Annotated in this window: 18 protein-coding genes; 3 read left to right on the top strand and 15 right to left on the bottom strand. The window is 38.2% G+C overall.

Annotation, left to right across the window (positions count from 1 at the left end; translation table 11 throughout):
• Positions 1-53: 53 nt before the first annotated feature.
• From BAZO_RS09845 to BAZO_RS09790, 12 genes are all read right to left on the bottom strand, one after another.
• On the bottom strand, positions 54-704 hold the full coding sequence (locus tag BAZO_RS09845) for a L,D-transpeptidase family protein (RefSeq protein WP_003331307.1): 651 nt from the start codon (positions 702-704) through the stop codon (positions 54-56).
• A 161-nt stretch (positions 705-865) separates the two neighbouring features.
• Positions 866-2689, bottom strand: coding sequence for an ABC transporter ATP-binding protein (locus BAZO_RS09840; protein ID WP_003331306.1), 1824 nt, complete (start codon positions 2687-2689; stop codon positions 866-868).
• Positions 2682-4451 carry an ABC transporter ATP-binding protein gene (locus tag BAZO_RS09835; protein ID WP_003331305.1) on the bottom strand — a complete coding sequence of 590 codons (1770 nt, stop codon included), beginning with the start codon at positions 4449-4451 and terminating at the stop codon, positions 2682-2684. Before BAZO_RS09835 ends, BAZO_RS09840 begins: the two co-directional genes overlap by 8 nt.
• Positions 4452-4702: 251 nt before the next feature.
• Positions 4703-5050: a DUF3870 domain-containing protein gene (locus BAZO_RS09830; RefSeq protein WP_003331304.1), complete on the bottom strand. Its 348-nt coding sequence runs from the start codon at positions 5048-5050 to the stop codon at positions 4703-4705.
• Positions 5051-5176: 126 nt separating this feature from the next.
• Positions 5177-6394 (bottom strand): acyl-CoA dehydrogenase family protein, encoded by a 1218-nt coding sequence (locus tag BAZO_RS09825; RefSeq protein WP_003331303.1) that lies wholly within the window; start codon positions 6392-6394, stop codon positions 5177-5179.
• A gap of 12 nt (positions 6395-6406) precedes the next feature.
• A complete protein-coding gene (locus tag BAZO_RS09820) occupies positions 6407-7594 on the bottom strand; it encodes a CaiB/BaiF CoA transferase family protein (protein WP_003331302.1) in 1188 nt (395 codons plus the stop codon).
• A 147-nt stretch (positions 7595-7741) separates the two neighbouring features.
• Positions 7742-9196, bottom strand: coding sequence for an aldehyde dehydrogenase family protein (locus tag BAZO_RS09815; RefSeq protein WP_003331301.1), 1455 nt, complete (start codon positions 9194-9196; stop codon positions 7742-7744).
• A gap of 12 nt (positions 9197-9208) precedes the next feature.
• A complete protein-coding gene (gabT, locus tag BAZO_RS09810) occupies positions 9209-10537 on the bottom strand; it encodes a 4-aminobutyrate--2-oxoglutarate transaminase (RefSeq protein ID WP_003331300.1) in 1329 nt (442 codons plus the stop codon).
• A gap of 24 nt (positions 10538-10561) precedes the next feature.
• A complete protein-coding gene (locus BAZO_RS09805; protein WP_003331298.1) occupies positions 10562-11344 on the bottom strand; it encodes an ABC transporter permease in 783 nt (260 codons plus the stop codon).
• Complete coding sequence (locus tag BAZO_RS09800) at positions 11344-12246, bottom strand: ABC transporter permease (protein ID WP_003331297.1); 903 nt, start codon at positions 12244-12246, stop codon at positions 11344-11346. The genes BAZO_RS09805 and BAZO_RS09800 overlap by 1 nt, the downstream gene beginning before the upstream one ends.
• A gap of 63 nt (positions 12247-12309) precedes the next feature.
• The gene (locus BAZO_RS09795) at positions 12310-13389 is read right to left on the bottom strand and encodes an ABC transporter substrate-binding protein (RefSeq protein ID WP_003331296.1); all 1080 of its coding nucleotides are present in this window, start codon (positions 13387-13389) and stop codon (positions 12310-12312) included.
• A 73-nt stretch (positions 13390-13462) separates the two neighbouring features.
• Positions 13463-14557 (bottom strand): ABC transporter ATP-binding protein, encoded by a 1095-nt coding sequence (locus BAZO_RS09790; RefSeq protein ID WP_003331295.1) that lies wholly within the window; start codon positions 14555-14557, stop codon positions 13463-13465.
• A 440-nt stretch (positions 14558-14997) separates the two neighbouring features.
• Here BAZO_RS09790 and deoD point away from each other — a divergent pair, with 440 nt between their 5' ends.
• Both deoD and BAZO_RS09780 read left to right on the top strand, forming a co-directional pair.
• The gene (deoD, locus tag BAZO_RS09785; protein WP_003331294.1) at positions 14998-15705 is read left to right on the top strand and encodes a purine-nucleoside phosphorylase; all 708 of its coding nucleotides are present in this window, start codon (positions 14998-15000) and stop codon (positions 15703-15705) included.
• 197 nt (positions 15706-15902) lie between these two features.
• Complete coding sequence (locus tag BAZO_RS09780) at positions 15903-16478, top strand: hypothetical protein (RefSeq protein WP_157382110.1); 576 nt, start codon at positions 15903-15905, stop codon at positions 16476-16478.
• Between the two features lie 58 nt (positions 16479-16536).
• Here the strand turns inward: BAZO_RS09780 and BAZO_RS09775 are convergent, their stop codons facing one another.
• Positions 16537-16719: a hypothetical protein gene (locus BAZO_RS09775; RefSeq protein WP_003331292.1), complete on the bottom strand. Its 183-nt coding sequence runs from the start codon at positions 16717-16719 to the stop codon at positions 16537-16539.
• Between the two features lie 262 nt (positions 16720-16981).
• Positions 16982-17311, bottom strand: a complete 330-nt coding sequence (locus tag BAZO_RS09770; protein ID WP_035195525.1) for a hypothetical protein — start codon at positions 17309-17311, stop codon at positions 16982-16984.
• Positions 17312-17554: 243 nt separating this feature from the next.
• Between BAZO_RS09770 and BAZO_RS09765 the strand changes: the two genes are divergently transcribed.
• Positions 17555-18175: a VanZ family protein gene (locus BAZO_RS09765; protein ID WP_003331290.1), complete on the top strand. Its 621-nt coding sequence runs from the start codon at positions 17555-17557 to the stop codon at positions 18173-18175.
• A 194-nt stretch (positions 18176-18369) separates the two neighbouring features.
• Here BAZO_RS09765 and BAZO_RS09760 read toward each other — a convergent pair whose 3' ends face one another.
• On the bottom strand, positions 18370-18993 hold the full coding sequence (locus BAZO_RS09760; RefSeq protein WP_003331289.1) for an HAD-IA family hydrolase: 624 nt from the start codon (positions 18991-18993) through the stop codon (positions 18370-18372).
• Between the last annotated feature and the right edge of the window lie 384 nt (positions 18994-19377).

Here is a 19377-nt window from a genome sequence, read left to right as displayed (position 1 = left end):
GACTGCCCGTCGCACAAAAAACCACTCTGAGTGGTTTTTTTTAATCAGTATTCTCATTCCAAAAGCCCGAGTTTCATATACAACCGTTCATTTCCATTTCCAGTTACAATTAAGTTATGGTCTTCTTGATATTTCTCGATAGCTTTTTGAGTTTTATTATCGAATACTCCATCTACTTTTCCCTTGTAATAGCCAGCTAATCTTAGCCTTTGTTGCACAAGGTAAACGAGGGTTCCTTTCGAGCCAACAACTAATACATCTATGTGATTATCCAGGCCGTGAATAGGTCCTTCTATAATAACAGGCGTCCCGACAGGAATCTGCTCATACAAATCTTCAGCATCTTTATTTTTCATACGTACACAACCACTGCTTACATTTCTACCAATTAAGTTTGGTTTATTAGTGCCATGAATACCATATATACCCCAAGGGACGTTCAAGCCTAACCATCTTGAACCAAAGCCGCCCCCCCAATCTTTAGATTTTTCAATAACTGTAAAATAACCGACAGGAGTTGGGGTATCATCCTTTCCAGTTGCAATTGAAAAACTTTTTATAGTTTTTTCCCCTTCTTTTACGGTTAATTTGTTTTCCCATAAATCAACCTTAATCATTAAACCTACTTCAGCAAAGATCATTTTTGGAGGTATAATGGTGGCAACTACGAGAACAAGAATAAATAATAATTTATAAAGTTTCATAATAACCAAAACCTTTACTTATCCATTTTTATATTCAAAAAATATCTTCTTAAATATATTGCCCTTTTATATAAGTTGTAATTCCTCAAAATTGGGTCACGGGGTCGGGAACTGTGGTCTACGATTACCCCACCCTGTTTGATCGTCGTTTCCTGTATTCTTTATGAAACTTCTTCAAACTGACTATTGTATAACTCTGCATAGAAGCCATTTTTTAATAAAAGTTCTTCATGATTTCCAGTTTCAATGATGTCGCCATCCTTCATCACAAGTATTACATCAGCATTTTTGATTGTAGATAATCGATGGGCAATCACAAACGATGTTTTACCTTCCGTTAGTTTATCCATTGCCTGCTGAATTAACATCTCTGTTCGGGTGTCTACCGAACTTGTAGCCTCATCCAAAATTAGCAAAGGGGCAGTCTTTACCATTGCCCTTGCGATCGTAATTAACTGCTTTTGACCTGCAGACAGGTTAGCCTTATCATCTAAAATGGTATCGTATCCCTTCGGCAAGGTTTTGATATAGTGATAAAGGCCGACTGCTTTACAAGCGGACTCTAGCTGCTCATCAGTAATATCCTTGCTGGAATAAACGATATTATCGCGGATAGTCCCTTCGAAAAGCCAAGTATCCTGAAGCACCATACAGAATAATTCATGCAGATTCTCTCTAGTAAGCTGACTGGTTGGTACTCCATCAATCAGGATTTCCCCATCATTTACTTCATAGAAGCGCATTAACAGGTTGACCAATGTCGTTTTGCCGGCACCGGTAGGACCGACGATGGCAACCTTTTGTCCTGCCTTCACTTTTACTGAGAAGTTTTTGATTACAGGCTGATTCTCATTATACCCAAAACGGACATTTCGGAACTCTACATCCCCGCTGACTGTTTCGAGTCTTTTTGTCTTCTCCCTTTCATCTGCAAGTTCTTTTTCCTCCAAAAATTCAAAAACACGAGCACTCGCTGCAGCTGTTGACTGGAGCTGTGTAGCTCCTTGGGCAATTTGAGAGAGCGGCTGGGTGAAAAGGCGAATATACAACATAAACGATACGATTACACCGAATGAAATATAATCATTGACAGCAAGAGCAGCACCGACGATGCAGACAACGACATAGCCTAGATTGCCGACAAACATCATAAATGGCATCATTAAGCCGGATAGGAATTGCGATTTCCAGGCACTGTCATACAATCCTGTGTTGATTTCGTGGAATGTTTCCTTTGCCATCTTTTCGCCATTATAAGCCTTCACCACACTTTGCCCTGAATAAATCTCTTCGATATAGCCGTTCAGCTTGCCAAGTTGTTGCTGTTGCCGTCCAAAATAAACCTGTGATTTGGAAATCACCAATGACATCAACGCAAATCCGATAAAAGTAGATAAAACGGCGGAGATCGCCATAATCCAGTTTGTGTAAAACATCATGACCAATGATCCTAGAAACAAGGTAACGGCTGAAGTTAACCCACTCAGGCTTTGATTCAGTGTCTGGCCGACAAGATCCACATCATTGGTGACACGGCTTAAAACATCGCCGGTACTTGTTGAGTCAAAGTATTTCAACGGCAAACGATTCATCTTTTTAGAGAGGTCTTTTCTTAAGTTTTTGGAGATCCGCTGTGTGACCGTAGCCATAATAAAGCCCTGGACATATTGAAAAACAAACATAAGACCATAAAGGATTAAAAGAATAGTGGCAATATCAACAATCGCTTCCATATCGATGCTCGCCATCATTCCTTCGGTTATTTTATCAGTCATACGCCCGAGCAAATCAGGTCCGATAATATTAAAAATTGCCCCAGCCATTGCAAGCACCATAGCAATCATAATGGCGGGAACAAACGACCGTGAAAAGACAAATAATTTCTTAAAGCTTTTCAAACCTTGCCCTTTCTCGGAGCCTTTCGGGCGCTTGCGGGAACGGGCTTCCTTCTTAGATTTAAGCTCAACTTTTTCATTATTAACCAATGTCAAGCTCCTCCTTTGACAATTGCGAGTGGGCAATTTCTTGATAAACTTCGCATGTCTTCAATAGCTCTTGATGCGTACCAATCCCTACTACCTCGCCTTCATCGAGAACGATGATGCGATCTGCATCAATAATCGTCCCGATCCGCTGTGCGACAATGATTGAGGTGGCATTCTCTATCTCTTTTTTTAACCTTGACCGCAATACTCGGTCGGTTTTGTAATCAAGTGCCGAGAAAGAATCATCAAATAAATAGATTTCAGGATTTTTAAAAATTGCACGAGCAATGGACAGTCTTTGTTTCTGCCCACCCGAAATATTCGTACCACTCTGGGCGATTTCCGCTTCGTACGTGCCTTCCATTTTTTCGACAAAGTCTTTACCCTGCGCAATTTCAACAGCTCGTTCAATTTGAGTGTCTTCCTTCTTTGTAGTATCTTCTCCAAAACCAAAGGCTACGTTTGACGCAACACTACCACTGAACATAATTGCCTTTTGGGATACATAGCCAATCTTATTCCTTAAAGCTTCTAGGGAATACTTCCTTACATCCATTCCATCAACAAGCACCTCACCTTCCGTCGCATCGATAAAGCGAGGGATCAGGTTAAGGAGAGTACTTTTCCCACTTCCAGTAGAACCGATAATGGCTACGGTTTCGCCCTGGTGAGCGCTAAAGCTTATATTTTTCAAAACATAATCCTCTGCTTCAGGATATTTAAAGCTTACATTACGGAATTCAATTTCCCCTGATGAACCGGGATTTTCCGCTTTTGTGACAATTCCATCTTTAATTTTGACATTCGTATCTAATACCTCATTAATACGTTTAGCTGAAACAGCTGCCCGCGGCATCATGATAAATACCATCGACAGCATCATAAAGGCCATGATGATTTGCATGGCATAAGAGGAAAAGACAATCATATCAGCAAATATAGATAAACGATTTGGCACCGAAGCATCGTTAATTAAGACGGCGCCAATCCAATAAATGGCGAGATTCATACCGGATATCATGAGACCAATTGAAGGAAATAAAATGGCCATCGTTCTGCTGGTGAAAAGATTTGTTCTTGTCAGATCATCATTCGCTGATTCAAATTTTTCCTCCTCGTATTCCTCCGCATTATAAGCACGAACAACTCTCATGCCTGACAAATTCTCTCTTGTCACACGGTTTAATTGATCAGTCAGAGTTTGAATCACCCTGAATTTAGGTAATGCGACAAAGACAACGATGGCAATTAAAACGCATAAAAATGCAACCGCTATTCCAGTAGCAACCGTCCACTCCCAGGACTTACCCATTATTTTTAAAATGGCCCACACCGCCATAATCGGAGCCCGGATCACAACTTGAAGCCCCATAATAATCAGCATCTGAATCTGCATAATATCGTTAGTAGATCGTGTAATTAGACTAGCTGTAGAAAAACGGCTAACTTCCTCCATCGAAAAAGATAAGTTTTTCTCAAACACCATGTCGCGCAGACGGACTGAGAACCCCGCCGCCACTCTGGCCGCCAGAAAAACGGTAACCATTGACGCCAGCATACTTCCAACAGCGCATAACAACATGTACACACCTTGTATAAGCACATCACTAATTTTGCTTCCTTCTGTCTGCACAAGCCTAGTGATTTCAGCCATAAAATCTGGAATTTTTAAGTCAAGCCCTACTTGAGTTACTATAAAAACCAGGCTGCAAAAGACTAACAACCAATCTTTCTTCTGAAAATATTTGAAAATTTTCAACATGTAACGATGCCTCCCAAGGCAAAATGTTTAATATAAAGAATGAACTAGCTGCTCAACTGAGATTCACAAACATTCAATCTCACCATCCTCCCGTTTAATATCCCCAAAAAGAAATAAAATAAGCCACGGGGTCGGGAACTGTGGACCAGAGAACTAACCCGAGAAAAATAAAAGGAATTTGCCACATTAGCAAATTCCGATGTCTTTAAAAAGATTAATATTCTAATAGTATCAAAAGATTCTTACGACCCTTACCCTAGAGTTGTGCTTTGTTTGGCCATGTCCTGCTTCATTTGCATAAATTGGAAATGTAAATCTTTCAATGCTGCAATAATTGCATTTGTTGCTTTACCATGATAATACATTTGTACAGCTTTTATCGGTTCGTCAATTCCATCTTTAATACTGTAACCTCTTAATAGCTTTCCGATAAAGTCCCTACCATGGTTTGTTGCTAAGGTACATGACGCTTCTAGAATAACCCCATACTTGCAATCAATCTCTGCTGTAACTGTTAAATTATCATATATATTCTTGGCAGCCATTCCTTGCGGCAACCGAGAGTGCCCCGCAATGAAAATTGTTAAACATTTATTCATTTGATAACCCCCATACCAAAATCTGTAGCTATATCTATAGCTTATGATTCCTTAAATTTCTTAAAAATCCTGCTATACATTCAGATAATTTTGGAAAAAATTATAAAAATTGGGGGTTACTAATTCTTAATGAATGATTTCTTGTTTGGATGCCTCGTAAGGCCAAGCTGGCAGCATTTTAGACAGTGGTTTATCCTCACGATAACCTAGCACATATTCACCTTGCATAATCGTATGAATTTCTCTTGTTCCTTCATAAATAACGGGTGCTTTAGCATTCCGTAAAAATCTCTCAACTGGATACTCATTTGAATAGCCATATGCACCATGGATTTGAACCGCATCATTGGCAGCTTGTAAAGCAAAGTCACATGCTTGCCATTTAGCAAGGGAAGTTTCACGCGTATTTCTAGCTCCTTTGTTTTTCAACCATCCTGCTTTAAAAACTAATAACCTAGACATTTGTAGGCCAGCTTCCATCTTAGCAATCATCTGTTGAACTAATTGATGTTTGCCAATTTCTTTCCCAAATGTCTTTCTTTCGCGGCAATATTTCACGCTTTCTTCCAAGCATGCCATAATCGTCCCGCAAGCACCTGCGGCAACTGTAAATCGGCCATTATCTAAAGCAGCCATCGCAATTTTAAAGCCTTCTCCTTCTTGACCAACTAAATTTTCCTTAGGGACGCGAACATTATCGAAGAATAATTCACCAGTATTCCCTGCCCGAATTCCTAATTTTCCTTTAATTGCTTTTGATGAAAATCCCGGCATTGTTCGTTCAACAATGAAACAAGAAATTCCATGATGTTTTTTACTCTTATCTGTATAGGCAAAAACCAAAAAGTTATCGGCCACATCGCAAAGTGAAATCCATGTTTTTGAACCGTTTAGAATATAATCATCGCCATCTTTTACAGCCGTCGTTTGTAAAGCAGCAACATCAGATCCAGCATTTGGTTCCGTTAATCCAAAGGCACCAACCTTCTCCCCTTTTGCTTGTGGAACCAAATATTTTTGCTTTTGCTCCTCATTTCCCCACTGTAATAAAGTCATACTATTTAAGCCCGTATGAACAGATACGGCTGTTCGATAAGCGGTGTCACCGCGTTCAAGTTCTTCGCAGACAATCGCAAGTGAATTATAGTCCATTCCACTTCCACCATATTCCTCAGGAATACAAACCCCCATTAAATCCAAATCAGCCATACGTTTCATAATATTTCTTTCAAAATGTTGATTGGCATCCCATTCTCCGATATTTGGGATAATCTCCTTGTCTACAAAACTTCTAACCATTTTTCTTAACATTTCTTGTTCTTCTGAAAAACTAAAATTCATCATGATCAATTCCCCCTAAATTATATTTAATTCTTTCATTTCTTCGATCATTTCATTGGTATAACCTATTTCTAATAAAACCTCTTTGCTATGCTCCCCAGCTACTGGCGGATGAGAGCGGACTTGGACAGGAGTTCTTGATAATTTTAATGGACTTCCAACTAACTTTATCTCCCCGATTGTTGGATGATTCATCTCATAAACCATGTTTCTGGCTGCAACCTGCGGATCTTCGAATACTTCTTTCATATTTTGGATTGGTCCGGCTGGTATACCGCTTTCGTTCAAATGAATTAACCATTCTTTTGAAGTCTTTACTTTAAATTGTAAAGACAAAATTTCCGTTAATTCATCGCGATTTTCTAATCGCTTTGAATTCGTTGCGTACCGTTCGTCCACTCCTATATCCTCGATCCCTAAAACGGAACACAGTTTTCTAAACTGACCATCATTCCCTACAGCTACCACCATCTTGCCATCTTTCGTATCAAATGGTTGGTAAGGAACGATATTAGGATGATTGTTTCCTAATAAACCTGGTATTTTCCCTGAAATTAGATAATTACTAGCGATATTAGCAAGTGCACTAAGCTGGGAATCAAATAAGGATATATCAATGCTTTGCCCTTCCCCTGATTGATTCCGCTCATTCAAGGCCGCTAGAATACCAATATTGGCATAAAGACCGGTAAATAAATCTGAAATCGCCACTCCCACTTTGACTGGTCCTGATTGTTCACTTCCGGTAATACTCATCAAACCACTCATCGCTTGGATAATGAAATCATAGCCTGGTAATTGCCGATAGGGACCATTATGGCCAAATCCAGTAATCGAACAATGAATAATTCTTGGGTTCAATTCCTTTAACTCGGAATAACCAAGCCCCCATTTTTCCATCGTGCCGCTTTTAAAATTTTCAATGACAATATCACTTTCAATTAGCAGCTTTTTCAAAACTTCCCGACCTTGTTCAGTTTTTAGATTTAAGGTGATCGCTCGCTTGTTACGATTAGCGCATAAATAATAAGCGCTCTCCGTTCCTTTGTACGGTGGTCCCCAATATCTGGTGTCATCACTTCCACCCGGTCCTTCAACTTTTATGATCTCCGCACCTAAATCACCCAAAATCATCGTACAATACGGCCCTGCCAACACTCTCGTTAAATCTAATACTCTAACTCCTTCTAATGCTCCAGGCACCTGACCACCACCTTTAATGATTGAATAAAAAAAGCCAGAAAAACTAGCTACAACCCAATAAAAATAGATTGCAATAAATAGTTTTTAACTGGCTTATGATTTAGGTATCAATTCTGGCATTGAATTGATGTAAATCTAAACAGTTGCTTAGTTTGGATTTATTGAAATTGTTTTAAACGCGGTAAAGAATTCAATCGCAGCTTGACCTTGTTCTCTTGTACCGGAACTAGACTCTTTCATGCCGCCAAATGGCGCTTGTGGCTCTGCTCCACCGGTCTCACCATTGATTTGAACCATTCCTACTTCACTGTTTTTAGCAAAGTCTAAGGCTTTCTTTAAATCTTTCGTAAATAAGGATGCACTCAATCCGTAGATCGTATCATTGGCTTGTTCTAAGGCTTCTTCGTAAGATTCAACCTTGATCATACAAAGGACAGGACCGAAAATTTCTTCTCTTGCAATTGTCATGTCATTCGTTACGTTTTCGAATATACAAGGCTCGATAAAATATCCATCTGAGAGCACCCCTTCGGTTAGCTGCTTCCCACCATATAGTAGAGTAGCGCCTTCCTCAAGACCTGTTTTTATATAACTAACAACGGTATCAAATTGATGTTTTGAGGCCAATGGCCCCATTGTAATTTCGGTCTTTAATCCATCACCAACCGTTATAGCCCTTACTTTTTCTAACACTTTTTCTTTAAAAGATTCATAGATTGTACTTTGAACAAAGACTCGACTTGTAGCGGTACAACGTTGTCCAGTTTGCTTCATAGCTCCATCAACTACTAATTGTGCCGCTTGTTCTACGTCCGCATCATCTAATACAATCGCTGGATTTTTTCCACCTAATTCAAGCTGATACTTTTTCCCTGATTCAACGGCTAATTTGGCGATATTTTTACCAACAAAATTAGATCCTGTAAAAGTAATGGCATCAACATGCTGATTTTCAACAAGACTATTACCAATCACAGAGCCTCTTCCTGTTACAAAATTCACGACACCAGGCGGAACCCCAGCTTCCTCAAACACTTCCACCAGTTTTGCTCCTGTAATCCCTGTTTCTGTCGCAGGTTTAAATACAACTGTATTTCCATAAATCAGGGCAGGTGCGATCTTCCAAATCGGAATGGCAATCGGAAAATTCCAAGGTGATATAACCCCCACTACTCCTACAGGTACTCGCATCGTATAGAAGAGATTATTCTGAAAGGCTGACGGTAAGACCTCTCCTAATTTTCGATATCCTTCTTGGGCAAAGTATCTTAAAATAGCTGCACCCCGTAAGACCTCTCCTTTTGTTTCAATCAACCTTTTCCCCATTTCCCTCGTCGCTATTTCGGCAATTTCGGCTGCTCTTTTTTCAAGGATGACAGCTGCTCTTTGTAAATATTCACATCTAGCCACAGGTGATATTTTCGCCCAGTCTTCAGCTGCTTTTTTTGCTGCTTCACAGGCAAGATTTACATCTTCGATTGTCGATGCTTGAACCGTTCCAACCACTTCCTGATTATTGGCTGGATTGGTTATCGAGATTATTTCGCCACTGGCAGATGCCACCCATTCACCGTTCATATAATTTAGTTTGTGATTAGACATTTGCAGCCCTCCCTATTTTGTAACACTTTCGAAGGCGCTTTCTAATATTGAAATTCCTTCATTTAGTTCATCATCACTAATAATCAGTGGAGGGAGGAATCTTAACACATTGGAGTACATTCCTGCACTTAATGCAAATAAACCATGTTGCCAACAATATTTAACGATTTCTGCTGTTTTAGCGGCGGCTGGTTCTTTTGTGTTGCGATCCTCTACTAACTCCATCGCACACATCGCACCAAGACCACGGACATCCCCTATCAATTCATATTTATTTTGCAAATGATGAAAAGCAGCCATCAGTTGCTTACCAACATTTTGTGCCTTTTTCACAATTTCTTCTTCCTCAATGACATCTAAAACTGCTAAACTGGCTGCGCAGGCCATAGGGCTTCCTGCAAAAGTTCCACCTAATTGCCCGGCATCAGGCGTATCCATAATAGCTGCTCTGCCTGTCACTGCACTTAAAGGCATTCCGGCTGCCAGTGACTTTGACATTGTTAGCAAGTCTGGGGCCACATCAAAATGATTCATACCAAATAAAAGACCGGTTCGACCGAAGCCTGTTTGAATTTCATCCGCAATAAACAAAATATCATGTTGCTCACAAATCCTTTTTACACCTTGAACAAATTTCTTGGACGGAACAATAAAGCCCCCTTCTCCTTGAACTGGTTCCATGATGACAGCACCAATTTCATCGGGTGATGCATCGGCAACGAAGAAATCCTCAAATCTGCTCAGTAAGAAGTCATCATAGCTATCCGGATCCATGTTTTCTGGTGCCCGATAATAATATGGATATGGCATTTTATAAGTCGAATTTGCAAATGGTCCGAACCCATGTTTATAAGGTTTCACCTTGCTAGTTAATGACATTGTTAACAGCGTTCGACCGTGATAGCCCCGATCAAAGGAAATGACACCCGGCTTTCCTGTATACTTTCTGGCGATTTTCACCGCATTTTCAACTGCTTCTGCCCCACTGTTCAAAAACATCGTTTTCTTCTCGAACGAGCCTGGCGTTATCTCATTCAATCGTTCCGCTAATTCTATATAACTCTCATACGGAGCAACATGAAAACAAGTGTGGATTGATTTCGCAGCTTGCTCTTGGACTGCCCGAACAACTTTAGGGTGGCAGTGGCCCACATTTTGAATACCAATACCTCCAGCAAAATCAATATAGCGATTCCCATCAATATCATAAACTGTAGCACCTTGGGCAGATTCAACATAAACCTGTGTAATATTATAAGGCGCTTTAGGAACTGCTTTCATCCGTCTTTCATGTAATGTTAATGATTGTGGGCTTTTTACAGCATTTGTAACTTCTGCCATTTATACAACCTCCCGATTATGTCTTTATAACTCAGCTTGCTTTTTCTCACCCATGCGGCGAGTAACGACTGCTTGGGCAATCATCACGATAAATGTACAAACAATTAATAGTGTAGAAACGGCTGCAATCGTGGGGTCAACTTGTGTCCTCATGTTTTCCCACATGACTACAGGCAATGTTTTTGTAGTCGCACCTGATACAAAAATACTAACAACTACTTCATCCAAAGAGGTTATAAAAGCAAACAATGCACCAGCAACAACCGAAGAGCGAATTAAAGGTAAGGTAATCTTAAAAAACACACCGATTGGATTGGACCCTAATGACAGCGCCGCCAATTCTAGATTTCTATCTAACCCTTTTAGCTTAGCAGAAACGGTTATGACAACGATTGGAATAGCGATAATAGAATGCGCAAGGACTAATGCAGTTAGAGTGTTTGTCATTTTGTAAAAAGAAAATGAGTGATACATAGCAATCCCTACAATGACAAGAGGGATCACCATTGGTGCGATCATTAAATTCATAAATATTTTTTTGCCTGGAAATTCTAGTCTATCCATCGCTAAAGAAGCCATTGTGCCAATAGCCATCGCAATAATTGATGTGAAAAAGGCGACAATAATACTACGAATAAATCCATCGGTCCACTGGTCATTCTCTAAAAAGTTCTCATACCATTTTAGTGAATAACTAGGTGGTGGAAATTCAAATGCCATAGATGAACTAAGGGAGAGTGGGATGATGATAAGAACCGGCAAAATCATTAGCGTTAAAATGATCATTACAAATGTTCGTAATAGCATCACTTCACTCCCTTTAACATCGGTGACAATTTCGTAACCCCATATGCAAGTCCAAGTAATAATAGAGTTGTAACTAATAATAATAACGATAGAGCTGAAGCTAGATGCCAATTTAAGCTCATCTGAATGTTTTCTTGGATAAGCTTGGCAATCACAATATTACTTTGCCCACCTAGAATAGCTGGCGTGATAAAATAGCCTAAACCTAACACAAATACGATTAGTGACCCCGCCGTAATTCCCGGCAAAGACAAGGGCAAGAAAATTTGAAAAAACGCTTTTAAAGGTTTTGCACCTAGACCTTGGGCTGCTTGAAGCAGCCGCCTATCAATACTCTCCATCACGGAATATAAGCTGAGGATCATATATGGCAATAAAATGTGAGTCATGCCAATGACAACTCCTACTGTATTATAAAGTAATTGGAGCGGCTCATCGATCATTCCCAATCCGATTAGCAGCTTATTCAAAGCGCCATATTCCTGTAATATGATTTGCCAACTGAATGTTCTAGCAAGTAGACTAATCCAAAGTGTCGTTAGCACTGTTCCTAAAATAACTTGCTTCCATACCTTTGACTGGGTAACTGTGATTAAATAGGCAACAGGGTAGCCAATCAGTAGTGAAAAAATCGTAACAAGGAAAGAAATCTTAACTGTGATCCAAAGCACCCGTAAATAAAGTGTTCCTGTCAGTACTTCCTTCATATATTCCAATGTAAACCCTGTTTCATCTACTATGCTTAGCTTTAAAACATTAAAGATCGAAATATATAGTAGAAACACTACGTAAAGGAGTGGAATAGCTAACAATAACCACTTTAAACCTGGTAATTTTATTAAAGAAGGCTGAACAGGATTCACTCTAGCGATTACATGTGTATCGATATTGACCTTCCCCATTATCTTCCCCCTTCCCTATCTTGAACTTCATCGGTTTGATGTATCAAATACACCTTGGCATATTTATTTTAATAGCCATTCATTGAATTTTTTATTAATTTCTTCAAAATTATCAGCCCAGTACTTTACATCAATCACAACTTGATTGCTCAATTTCTCTTCCGTTTGCCCTAGACGTTCCTTCACTTCTTCCGACAGTAAATCAAGCGCTTTCATATTTGTCGGAGCATAATCAATTAGATTGGAGTAAGCGGCTTGTTGCTCGGGCTCCATTGCAAATGCGATAAACTCCTGTGCTAAATCTTTATTTGGTGCATCCTTCGGAATAATCCATGAAGTAGACATCATTAATGCTTCACCAAATTCATTTTCTACTTTTGAACCTTCTGCCTTCGCAGTTGAGACCCGTCCATTCCATGCTGCTGCAACTGCTGCTTCTTTAGTCGCTAGTAATTGTGGAGGTTGTGCTCCTGCATCCCACCATGTTTTAATATTACCTTTTATTTTATCTAGGCTGTTTAAAGCACGATCAACATCTAACGGATATAGTTCCTCTTTTTTCACACCATCGGCTAGTAAAGCAGATTCTAATGTTCCCATTGGGTTTTTGTATAGCGAACGTGAACCAGGATATTTTTCCGTATCCCAAAATTCAGCCCATGTTTTCGGATGATCACCCGGAAATAACTCCGTATTATAGGCGATATTTGTAAAATACAATTGAAGGCCAATCGTATAATCTGTCACTAAATGCGGATAGACATCATCCTTCTTAATAATTGAATAATCCAAAGGCTCTAATAGTCCTTGCGACTCTAAACGTAAAGCAACATCCGTATCATGATTAACAACGTCCCACTCAACATTTCCACTTTCAACCATTGCTAATAATTTCCCTGTATCTGTCGGGGATACTACGACCACATTAACGCCATATTTTTTTTCGAACGGTTCATATACTGCTTTTTGAGCGGCCTTAGAAGACGTTCCCCCCCAATCAACGACGACTAATTGCTTGGATTCTTTTTTTGCTGTTCCATCTTCCTTACTGCCCTCACTTGTAGTTGGGCTCCCGCCACTACAAGCAACAAGTGAAAAAAGAAATCCTGCCATTGTCAAAAGCAGAGACAATCGTTTTATCATTACATTTCCCCCTCGATAATTTAATTAAATGAACAATCATGCTAGTATTCTATGAAAAAAAATCTACCAATTTTCAGATGGCTTCATCGAATGGTATAAGAGTAGAGTTAATGCCATTCCAACCTAAAATAATTTCTTTTCCTTCACCCATTTCAGCACCATAATAGGCAGGGACCTTTACAGTCAAAGACTGTTCAGAGCCCGTTTTTACTTTTAATTTAACAGCATCACCTATATAGATTTTTTCGTATACCGCTACTTTTAAATAGTTTTCGAATTGGTTTACATCACTTGCGATGTGCATATTCTCAGGTCGAACCGCGATAAATACATCTTTAGATTCTATTGCTGGGGTTCCCTCTACTTTTAGACTGATAGAATCATCATTAAGTAATTTGATAACAGAAGCCTCTTTATCTTTGGCCACGACTTTTCCACCTAATAGATTAATTTCTCCAATAAACTCTGCCACAAATCGATTGACAGGCTTTTCATATAATTCCCTAGGGGAAGCTATCTGTTCGATTCTTCCTTTATTCATTACACAAATTCTATCAGACATCGTTAATGCTTCTTCTTGATCATGTGTTACACTAACCGTTGTAATACCAACTCTTTCTTGAATATGTTTAATTTCTAATTGCATTGCTTCTCTTAGATTTTTATCCAATGCACCAAGTGGTTCATCCAATAGTAACAATGGAGGGTTGAAGACAATCGCCCTTGCTAAAGCGACCCGTTGTTGCTGCCCACCACTAAGTTGATGCGGATATCTTTTCGCATAATCACTCAAATGTACGAGATCTAAAATATTTTTTACTAATTCTTTTATTTGACTTTTACTAAACTTTCGAAGCTTTAAGGGATAAGCAATATTCTCTCCTACAGTCATATGAGGAAAAAGAGCATAATTTTGAAATAGCATTCCAATATTTCTCTCATAAGGCTTCTTGGTTGTAATATCTTCATGATTTAAATAAACATGTCCACTCGATAACGGCTCAAATCCTGCAATTAACTTAAGCAGTGATGTTTTCCCCGAACCTGATGGCCCTAAGATTGTTACAAATTCACCATTTCTAATGTCTAGATTAATGTCGTCTACTGCTTTGAATTTTTTATAATACTTTGTAGCATTTTTTAATGAAAGGTGAGTATTTATGGACATTCAGACTATCCCCTCCTTGTTTTTTTTATAAAATAAAAAGCCAGTCATACCAACAAATAGCGTTGATATAACTGGCTTAAATCTACGGATTATTCTGGTTTTCACCAAGATTAGGTAGATTTCTCAGTTTCATTCATTTAACAAGTTTCTAATTTATCGGTTCGCTGACCACGAAAGAGGCATTCTTTCTAGAAGCGAAATTAAATTATAACTTTTTTATAATTTCATGCTCTATTGAACTAATTATATAGAGTGACTGTCCCCTTTGTCAACAAATAATTTAAATTTTCATAATATTCTTTTACCATAGCGGGCCACAGGGACGGGAACTGTGGATCACTCCAATAATTAACCTAAGAATAAACTTAAAACAACTTGCAAAAGCTTTATTAATGATATAGCTTTGGAAATAACGACAAAATGTAAGGAGATGGATATATATGAATAAAGAAACGCCTCATATTAAACCAAATGGTGTAGAAATTGCGGAAACGATCCTTTTACCAGGGGACCCTTTACGGGCAAAATTTATCGCTGAAACCTATCTAGATGATGTAGTGCAGTTTAATTCTGTACGTAATATGCTGGGCTTTACCGGTACATACAATGGCAATAAAGTATCCGTTATGGGAACAGGCATGGGTATACCTAGTATAGGGATCTATTCATGGGAGCTCATACATGTATTTGGTGTAAAAAATTTAATAAGAGTTGGTACTTGTGGTGCTATTCAGGACAATATGAAACTATACGATGTCGTTTTGGCCATGGGTGCATCCACGAATTCAAACTATGTCGATCAGTTTAACCTTCCTGGGCAATTTTCTTGTATAGCTTCCTATTCATTACTGGAAAAGGCAAAGAAAGCCGCAGACCAAAAAGGTCTACCGGTACATGTTGGAAATGTGCTTTCAAGCGATATTTTTTATAATGATGATGCTACTGCTATGGATAGGTGGAAGAAAATGGGGATACTTGCTGTAGAAATGGAGACTTCCGGCCTTTACTTGAACGCTGCACGTGCGGGTGTGAATGCACTTACCATTATGACCGTTAGTGACCATATCTATACAAAAGAGGAAACCACTCCGGAAGAAAGACAAACCGCCTTTACTAATATGATGGAAATTGCCTTGCAGCTTGCTTGAGCTGCGGGGTTTGGGTTCTCCGACCCCTTTTTTGTGAGCCACGGGGTCGGGAACTCCGGCCCTTTCAAGTATAAAAAATCAAATCCCCTCCAATACTTATAAAATACATAAATAAAAAACAATGTTAAAATCAGTTATTATTTATCTTAAAAGAAATATATTTAATAGTAATAGAATTAACATGGACGGAGGAAAGAATGATGTATAGTCAGTTGGATTTGATTTCTCGTGAACTAGAAAAGAATGAAAGTCTTAGAGAATTCAATAGAAGTAAAAAATTTTTCTATAATGCTGCCTATTCCCTTTTGAATCGTCGCCATATTTTTACTTTTTATGTACCTCAAAAGCTTTATTCCAGAGCGGAGTTAATATGCCGTAAAATTGAGGATGAAATTAATAAACCTTTTACCCTTGAGAAATTATCTGAAATTCTCTATACTGATTTTCTCAAATACGCAGATAGTAATGATATGCATACTATTTATCATTTATTAAATTCAAGAGATTTGGCCCCCAAAAATGTTTACCAATCTGAAGAAGTCTATGACGGTGTGATAGCAGAAGAAATCCGTGGCTACGAGGCCGTTCATGTATCGATCAAACATAATGATGCATTGGAAGGTGAATATCTACTGGAAGATTTGGCAGAAACGTATGAACATAACTTGAAGCTGGAAAATATACTAGAAGTAGTTTTTTGTAAGTTTGTCGATGACTACCGAAAAAAGTTAATAAAAAATCCATTAGAAAAAGTGTTGCACTATCTGGAGTAATTTTGTGGGGCACAGGGTCGGGAACGGTGGATCACAAAAAAATGAAGCTCCTCCATTTTTAAATGGCCCGCTTCATTTTCCCCCCATCGATCACCTGGAATTTCTGTTTTTTTCTTTCTTTTCTCTTCTTCTTAACTCCTTTAACAATCGTATATGGCAACCATACCGCAGCCGCTAAAAAGATGGCTCCATGGAATAAAAGGGTACCATAATCAATTATCTCTAACCATTGCCCAATCATTAAACATTGCCCCCTTTTTTAGTGCTGAATTGCGGATTCTATGATTTACTGATTATTTATATATGTCTAAATTCGTTAATTTAAGGATTAAATCCCATTTTAATAAATTGAATTATTTAAATTATATAAATATTCCCACCAAAAAGCTATACTAAAATAAACAAAAATTCTAAATATTTTCACTGTAAAAAGAATATTTTTAGTTTAAAAAAGACAAAACCCGATATCTGGATTTTGCCCACTTTTAATTCTCTGATTTAATTTACATGACCTTCCTTACCTCTGAAGATACATTGAAACTCAGCATTCCATTCGCTATTTTATCTAAATGCCACCACCACTGTTCATATGGAATGTTACTTGAGTAATCAAAATTATATATTTGGCTGATATGTTTAACCATTTTTTCAGCATTCTCAATAAGTTTTAAATCGTAAGTGCCAAGTAAGACCTTTTCATCAAAATCCAATTCATCTTGGATTTTATATAGATCAGTTCTGTCAAATAACATCCGCAAACTTTCAAAAGGACTAGATTCCAAATCACAAACATCGTCTCCATAATTTAAAATATATTGTTTGTATTGGCTCATTTTAACACATCCTTTACCTTTCTCTTTATCATTCATTATATTCACGATAAAATAATTATAGTCCCTTAAAACGCAATTGTATGGTACCTCTCCCCCTGCTTTCGTTTCTCCAAATGCGATTGACCATAATATTTGTAAATTTCTGGGTTACACCTGTTTGATTTTTTAAACAAGGTATAATGCAATTACATGTAGTTTTAGCTTAACAAAATTTATATCCGAACTGTTTACCTGGAGGCACTCATGAAAAAAAGCATCAAACTCAATCTTTTCATTTCCCAAGTCCTATTCCTAGCTCTATTACCGATTTGGATGAAACTAACTCAATATTTGCACCCACTCGTTATCGGGGTTGTATGGTTTTGCTTGACTTCTTCAATATTATTGGTAGGTCTTTGGGCGACGAAAGAAAAAATAGCAATTTCCAAGAGAATTCTTGATTTTGTGATATTCTGCTATTCTATTGGACTGCTAATCTTATTATTTTTCAGACCGGAAAATCAGTATTATGGGTCGATTAATCTCATGCCATTCAAAACGGTAATGTTTTATTTGGAAGGTCGTGTGGATTTGCTAATCGCCATTTATAACCTGGGGGCAAACATTGGATTATTTATACCATTCGGGGTTTACTATTGTTATATAAAAGTCAGCCCTAGGGTCGGGCAGTTACTAACAATTAGTTTTTTCACCATTGCGATGATTGAAGGAATCCAATTTATCACGAAAAGAGGAAGCTTGGATATTGATGATTTAATTTTGAACATATTAGGGGTGTTCATTGGCTATTTAGTCTATCCAGTTTTGAAGAAAGTATTAGTTTTGAAGAGAAAAAATTTTGGTTTTAATTTAAAAAATAAATAGGGACAACTGTCCCTATTTTATCAGGTGCTTCCCTACCACTTAGCATTTAATAATTCAGCCTTCTTTTTTCATATTCCTCTTCGGTAATAATGTGATCCTTCTCATACCTACACTATTTTAATAAACTCTATATATTTAATTACACATTTGTTTTGTTAAAAGTTTCAAAAAGTTTGGATTTTGTCCAAAATACCTCATTTAATTACCTTTAAAATCTCAGCCGGTGTATACACTTTATAATCCGGCTTCAAAGGGTCTACCACCTCTTCCGCATCATAACCCCATCCAACCCAGATCATCTGCACTCCGGTTTTTTTGCAGGCAACTACATCCCGGTGCTCATCCCCTACGTATACAACTTCAGATGACTTCAATTGTTTTTCCCTTAAAAATCTAATAATGAGCCTATCTTTGCCATGAATTTTACTGGAGCAAAGTACTTCTTTTATGTTTTTAATTTGATAATGTTTCAAGAAATACGAAATGTTCTCCCGTGAATTTGAGGAAATAATAGCAATCTTGCAACCTTTCTTCTCCACATCATTCAACATTTCTTTGATTCCATCATAAGGTTTAATATTCTTAATTCCTTGCCTATACAGCTGAAAAAACTGGGGTAATATGATGGGCACCTTATATAACGGTATCCGCAACAACCTACTACGTTCTTTGATAGATAGCTTTTTCAAAGCATCTAACTCTTCTAATTTCAATTTTTTAAAATTATGTTTTTTAGCTAACGAATTCCATGCTGCAACTAGTACAACTCTTGAATCAGCAAGTGTCCCGTCAAAATCAAATATCACATATTTCAACATAAACTTTTCTCCTTAGTCATAATAACTAGCTGTTCTTCGTTCTTCCTTTCTATGATACAACTTTTGATTAAGTATAGACGGATTCATTAATTTTTCTAAAACAGGCTATCGTCCACTCTTATCCTCTATTTAACCATATGATGCAAGTAGACTTATTTCCCTATTTTTATGAAAAGGAGGAGAAAAAATGTATTCAAATTATTATGGAAACATGGTGCCGAACTATAGGCAGGGCTACGAAGATCAAAGATGGTTCCTTGCCGCCCCGATCGCTACAGGTCTTCTAGGATTGGGGGTCGGTTATCTTGGTGGGTTAGCTACGCCTCGTCCCTGCTGTTACCCAGGATTTGGTCCAGGATTTGGAGGGTACGGGGGGTTCGGAGG

The sequence above is a fragment of the Schinkia azotoformans LMG 9581 genome (assembly GCF_000307855.1).
Lineage (GTDB): Bacteria > Bacillota > Bacilli > Bacillales > Bacillaceae_J > Schinkia > Schinkia azotoformans.
This window is presented reverse-complemented; position numbering and strand designations above follow the sequence as displayed.

Excerpts from the sequence above, each read along its gene's own strand:
- BAZO_RS09805 (WP_003331298.1), bottom strand. The coding sequence starts at position 11,344 with ATGCTATTACGAACATTTGTAATGATCATTTTAACGCTAATGATTTTG.
- BAZO_RS09830 (WP_003331304.1), bottom strand. The coding sequence starts at position 5,050 with ATGAATAAATGTTTAACAATTTTCATTGCGGGGCACTCTCGGTTGCCG.
- BAZO_RS09760 (WP_003331289.1), bottom strand. The coding sequence starts at position 18,993 with ATGTTGAAATATGTGATATTTGATTTTGACGGGACACTTGCTGATTCA.
- BAZO_RS09775 (WP_003331292.1), bottom strand. The coding sequence starts at position 16,719 with ATGATTGGGCAATGGTTAGAGATAATTGATTATGGTACCCTTTTATTC.
- BAZO_RS09780 (WP_157382110.1), top strand. The coding sequence starts at position 15,903 with ATGATGTATAGTCAGTTGGATTTGATTTCTCGTGAACTAGAAAAGAAT.
- BAZO_RS09825 (WP_003331303.1), bottom strand. The coding sequence starts at position 6,394 with ATGATGAATTTTAGTTTTTCAGAAGAACAAGAAATGTTAAGAAAAATG.
- BAZO_RS09800 (WP_003331297.1), bottom strand. The coding sequence starts at position 12,246 with ATGGGGAAGGTCAATATCGATACACATGTAATCGCTAGAGTGAATCCT.
- BAZO_RS09795 (WP_003331296.1), bottom strand. The coding sequence starts at position 13,389 with ATGATAAAACGATTGTCTCTGCTTTTGACAATGGCAGGATTTCTTTTT.
- BAZO_RS09815 (WP_003331301.1), bottom strand. The coding sequence starts at position 9,196 with ATGTCTAATCACAAACTAAATTATATGAACGGTGAATGGGTGGCATCT.
- gabT (WP_003331300.1), bottom strand. The coding sequence starts at position 10,537 with ATGGCAGAAGTTACAAATGCTGTAAAAAGCCCACAATCATTAACATTA.
- BAZO_RS09790 (WP_003331295.1), bottom strand. The coding sequence starts at position 14,557 with ATGTCCATAAATACTCACCTTTCATTAAAAAATGCTACAAAGTATTAT.
- deoD (WP_003331294.1), top strand. The coding sequence starts at position 14,998 with ATGAATAAAGAAACGCCTCATATTAAACCAAATGGTGTAGAAATTGCG.
- BAZO_RS09770 (WP_035195525.1), bottom strand. The coding sequence starts at position 17,311 with ATGAGCCAATACAAACAATATATTTTAAATTATGGAGACGATGTTTGT.
- BAZO_RS09835 (WP_003331305.1), bottom strand. The coding sequence starts at position 4,451 with ATGTTGAAAATTTTCAAATATTTTCAGAAGAAAGATTGGTTGTTAGTC.
- BAZO_RS09845 (WP_003331307.1), bottom strand. The coding sequence starts at position 704 with ATGAAACTTTATAAATTATTATTTATTCTTGTTCTCGTAGTTGCCACC.
- BAZO_RS09765 (WP_003331290.1), top strand. The coding sequence starts at position 17,555 with ATGAAAAAAAGCATCAAACTCAATCTTTTCATTTCCCAAGTCCTATTC.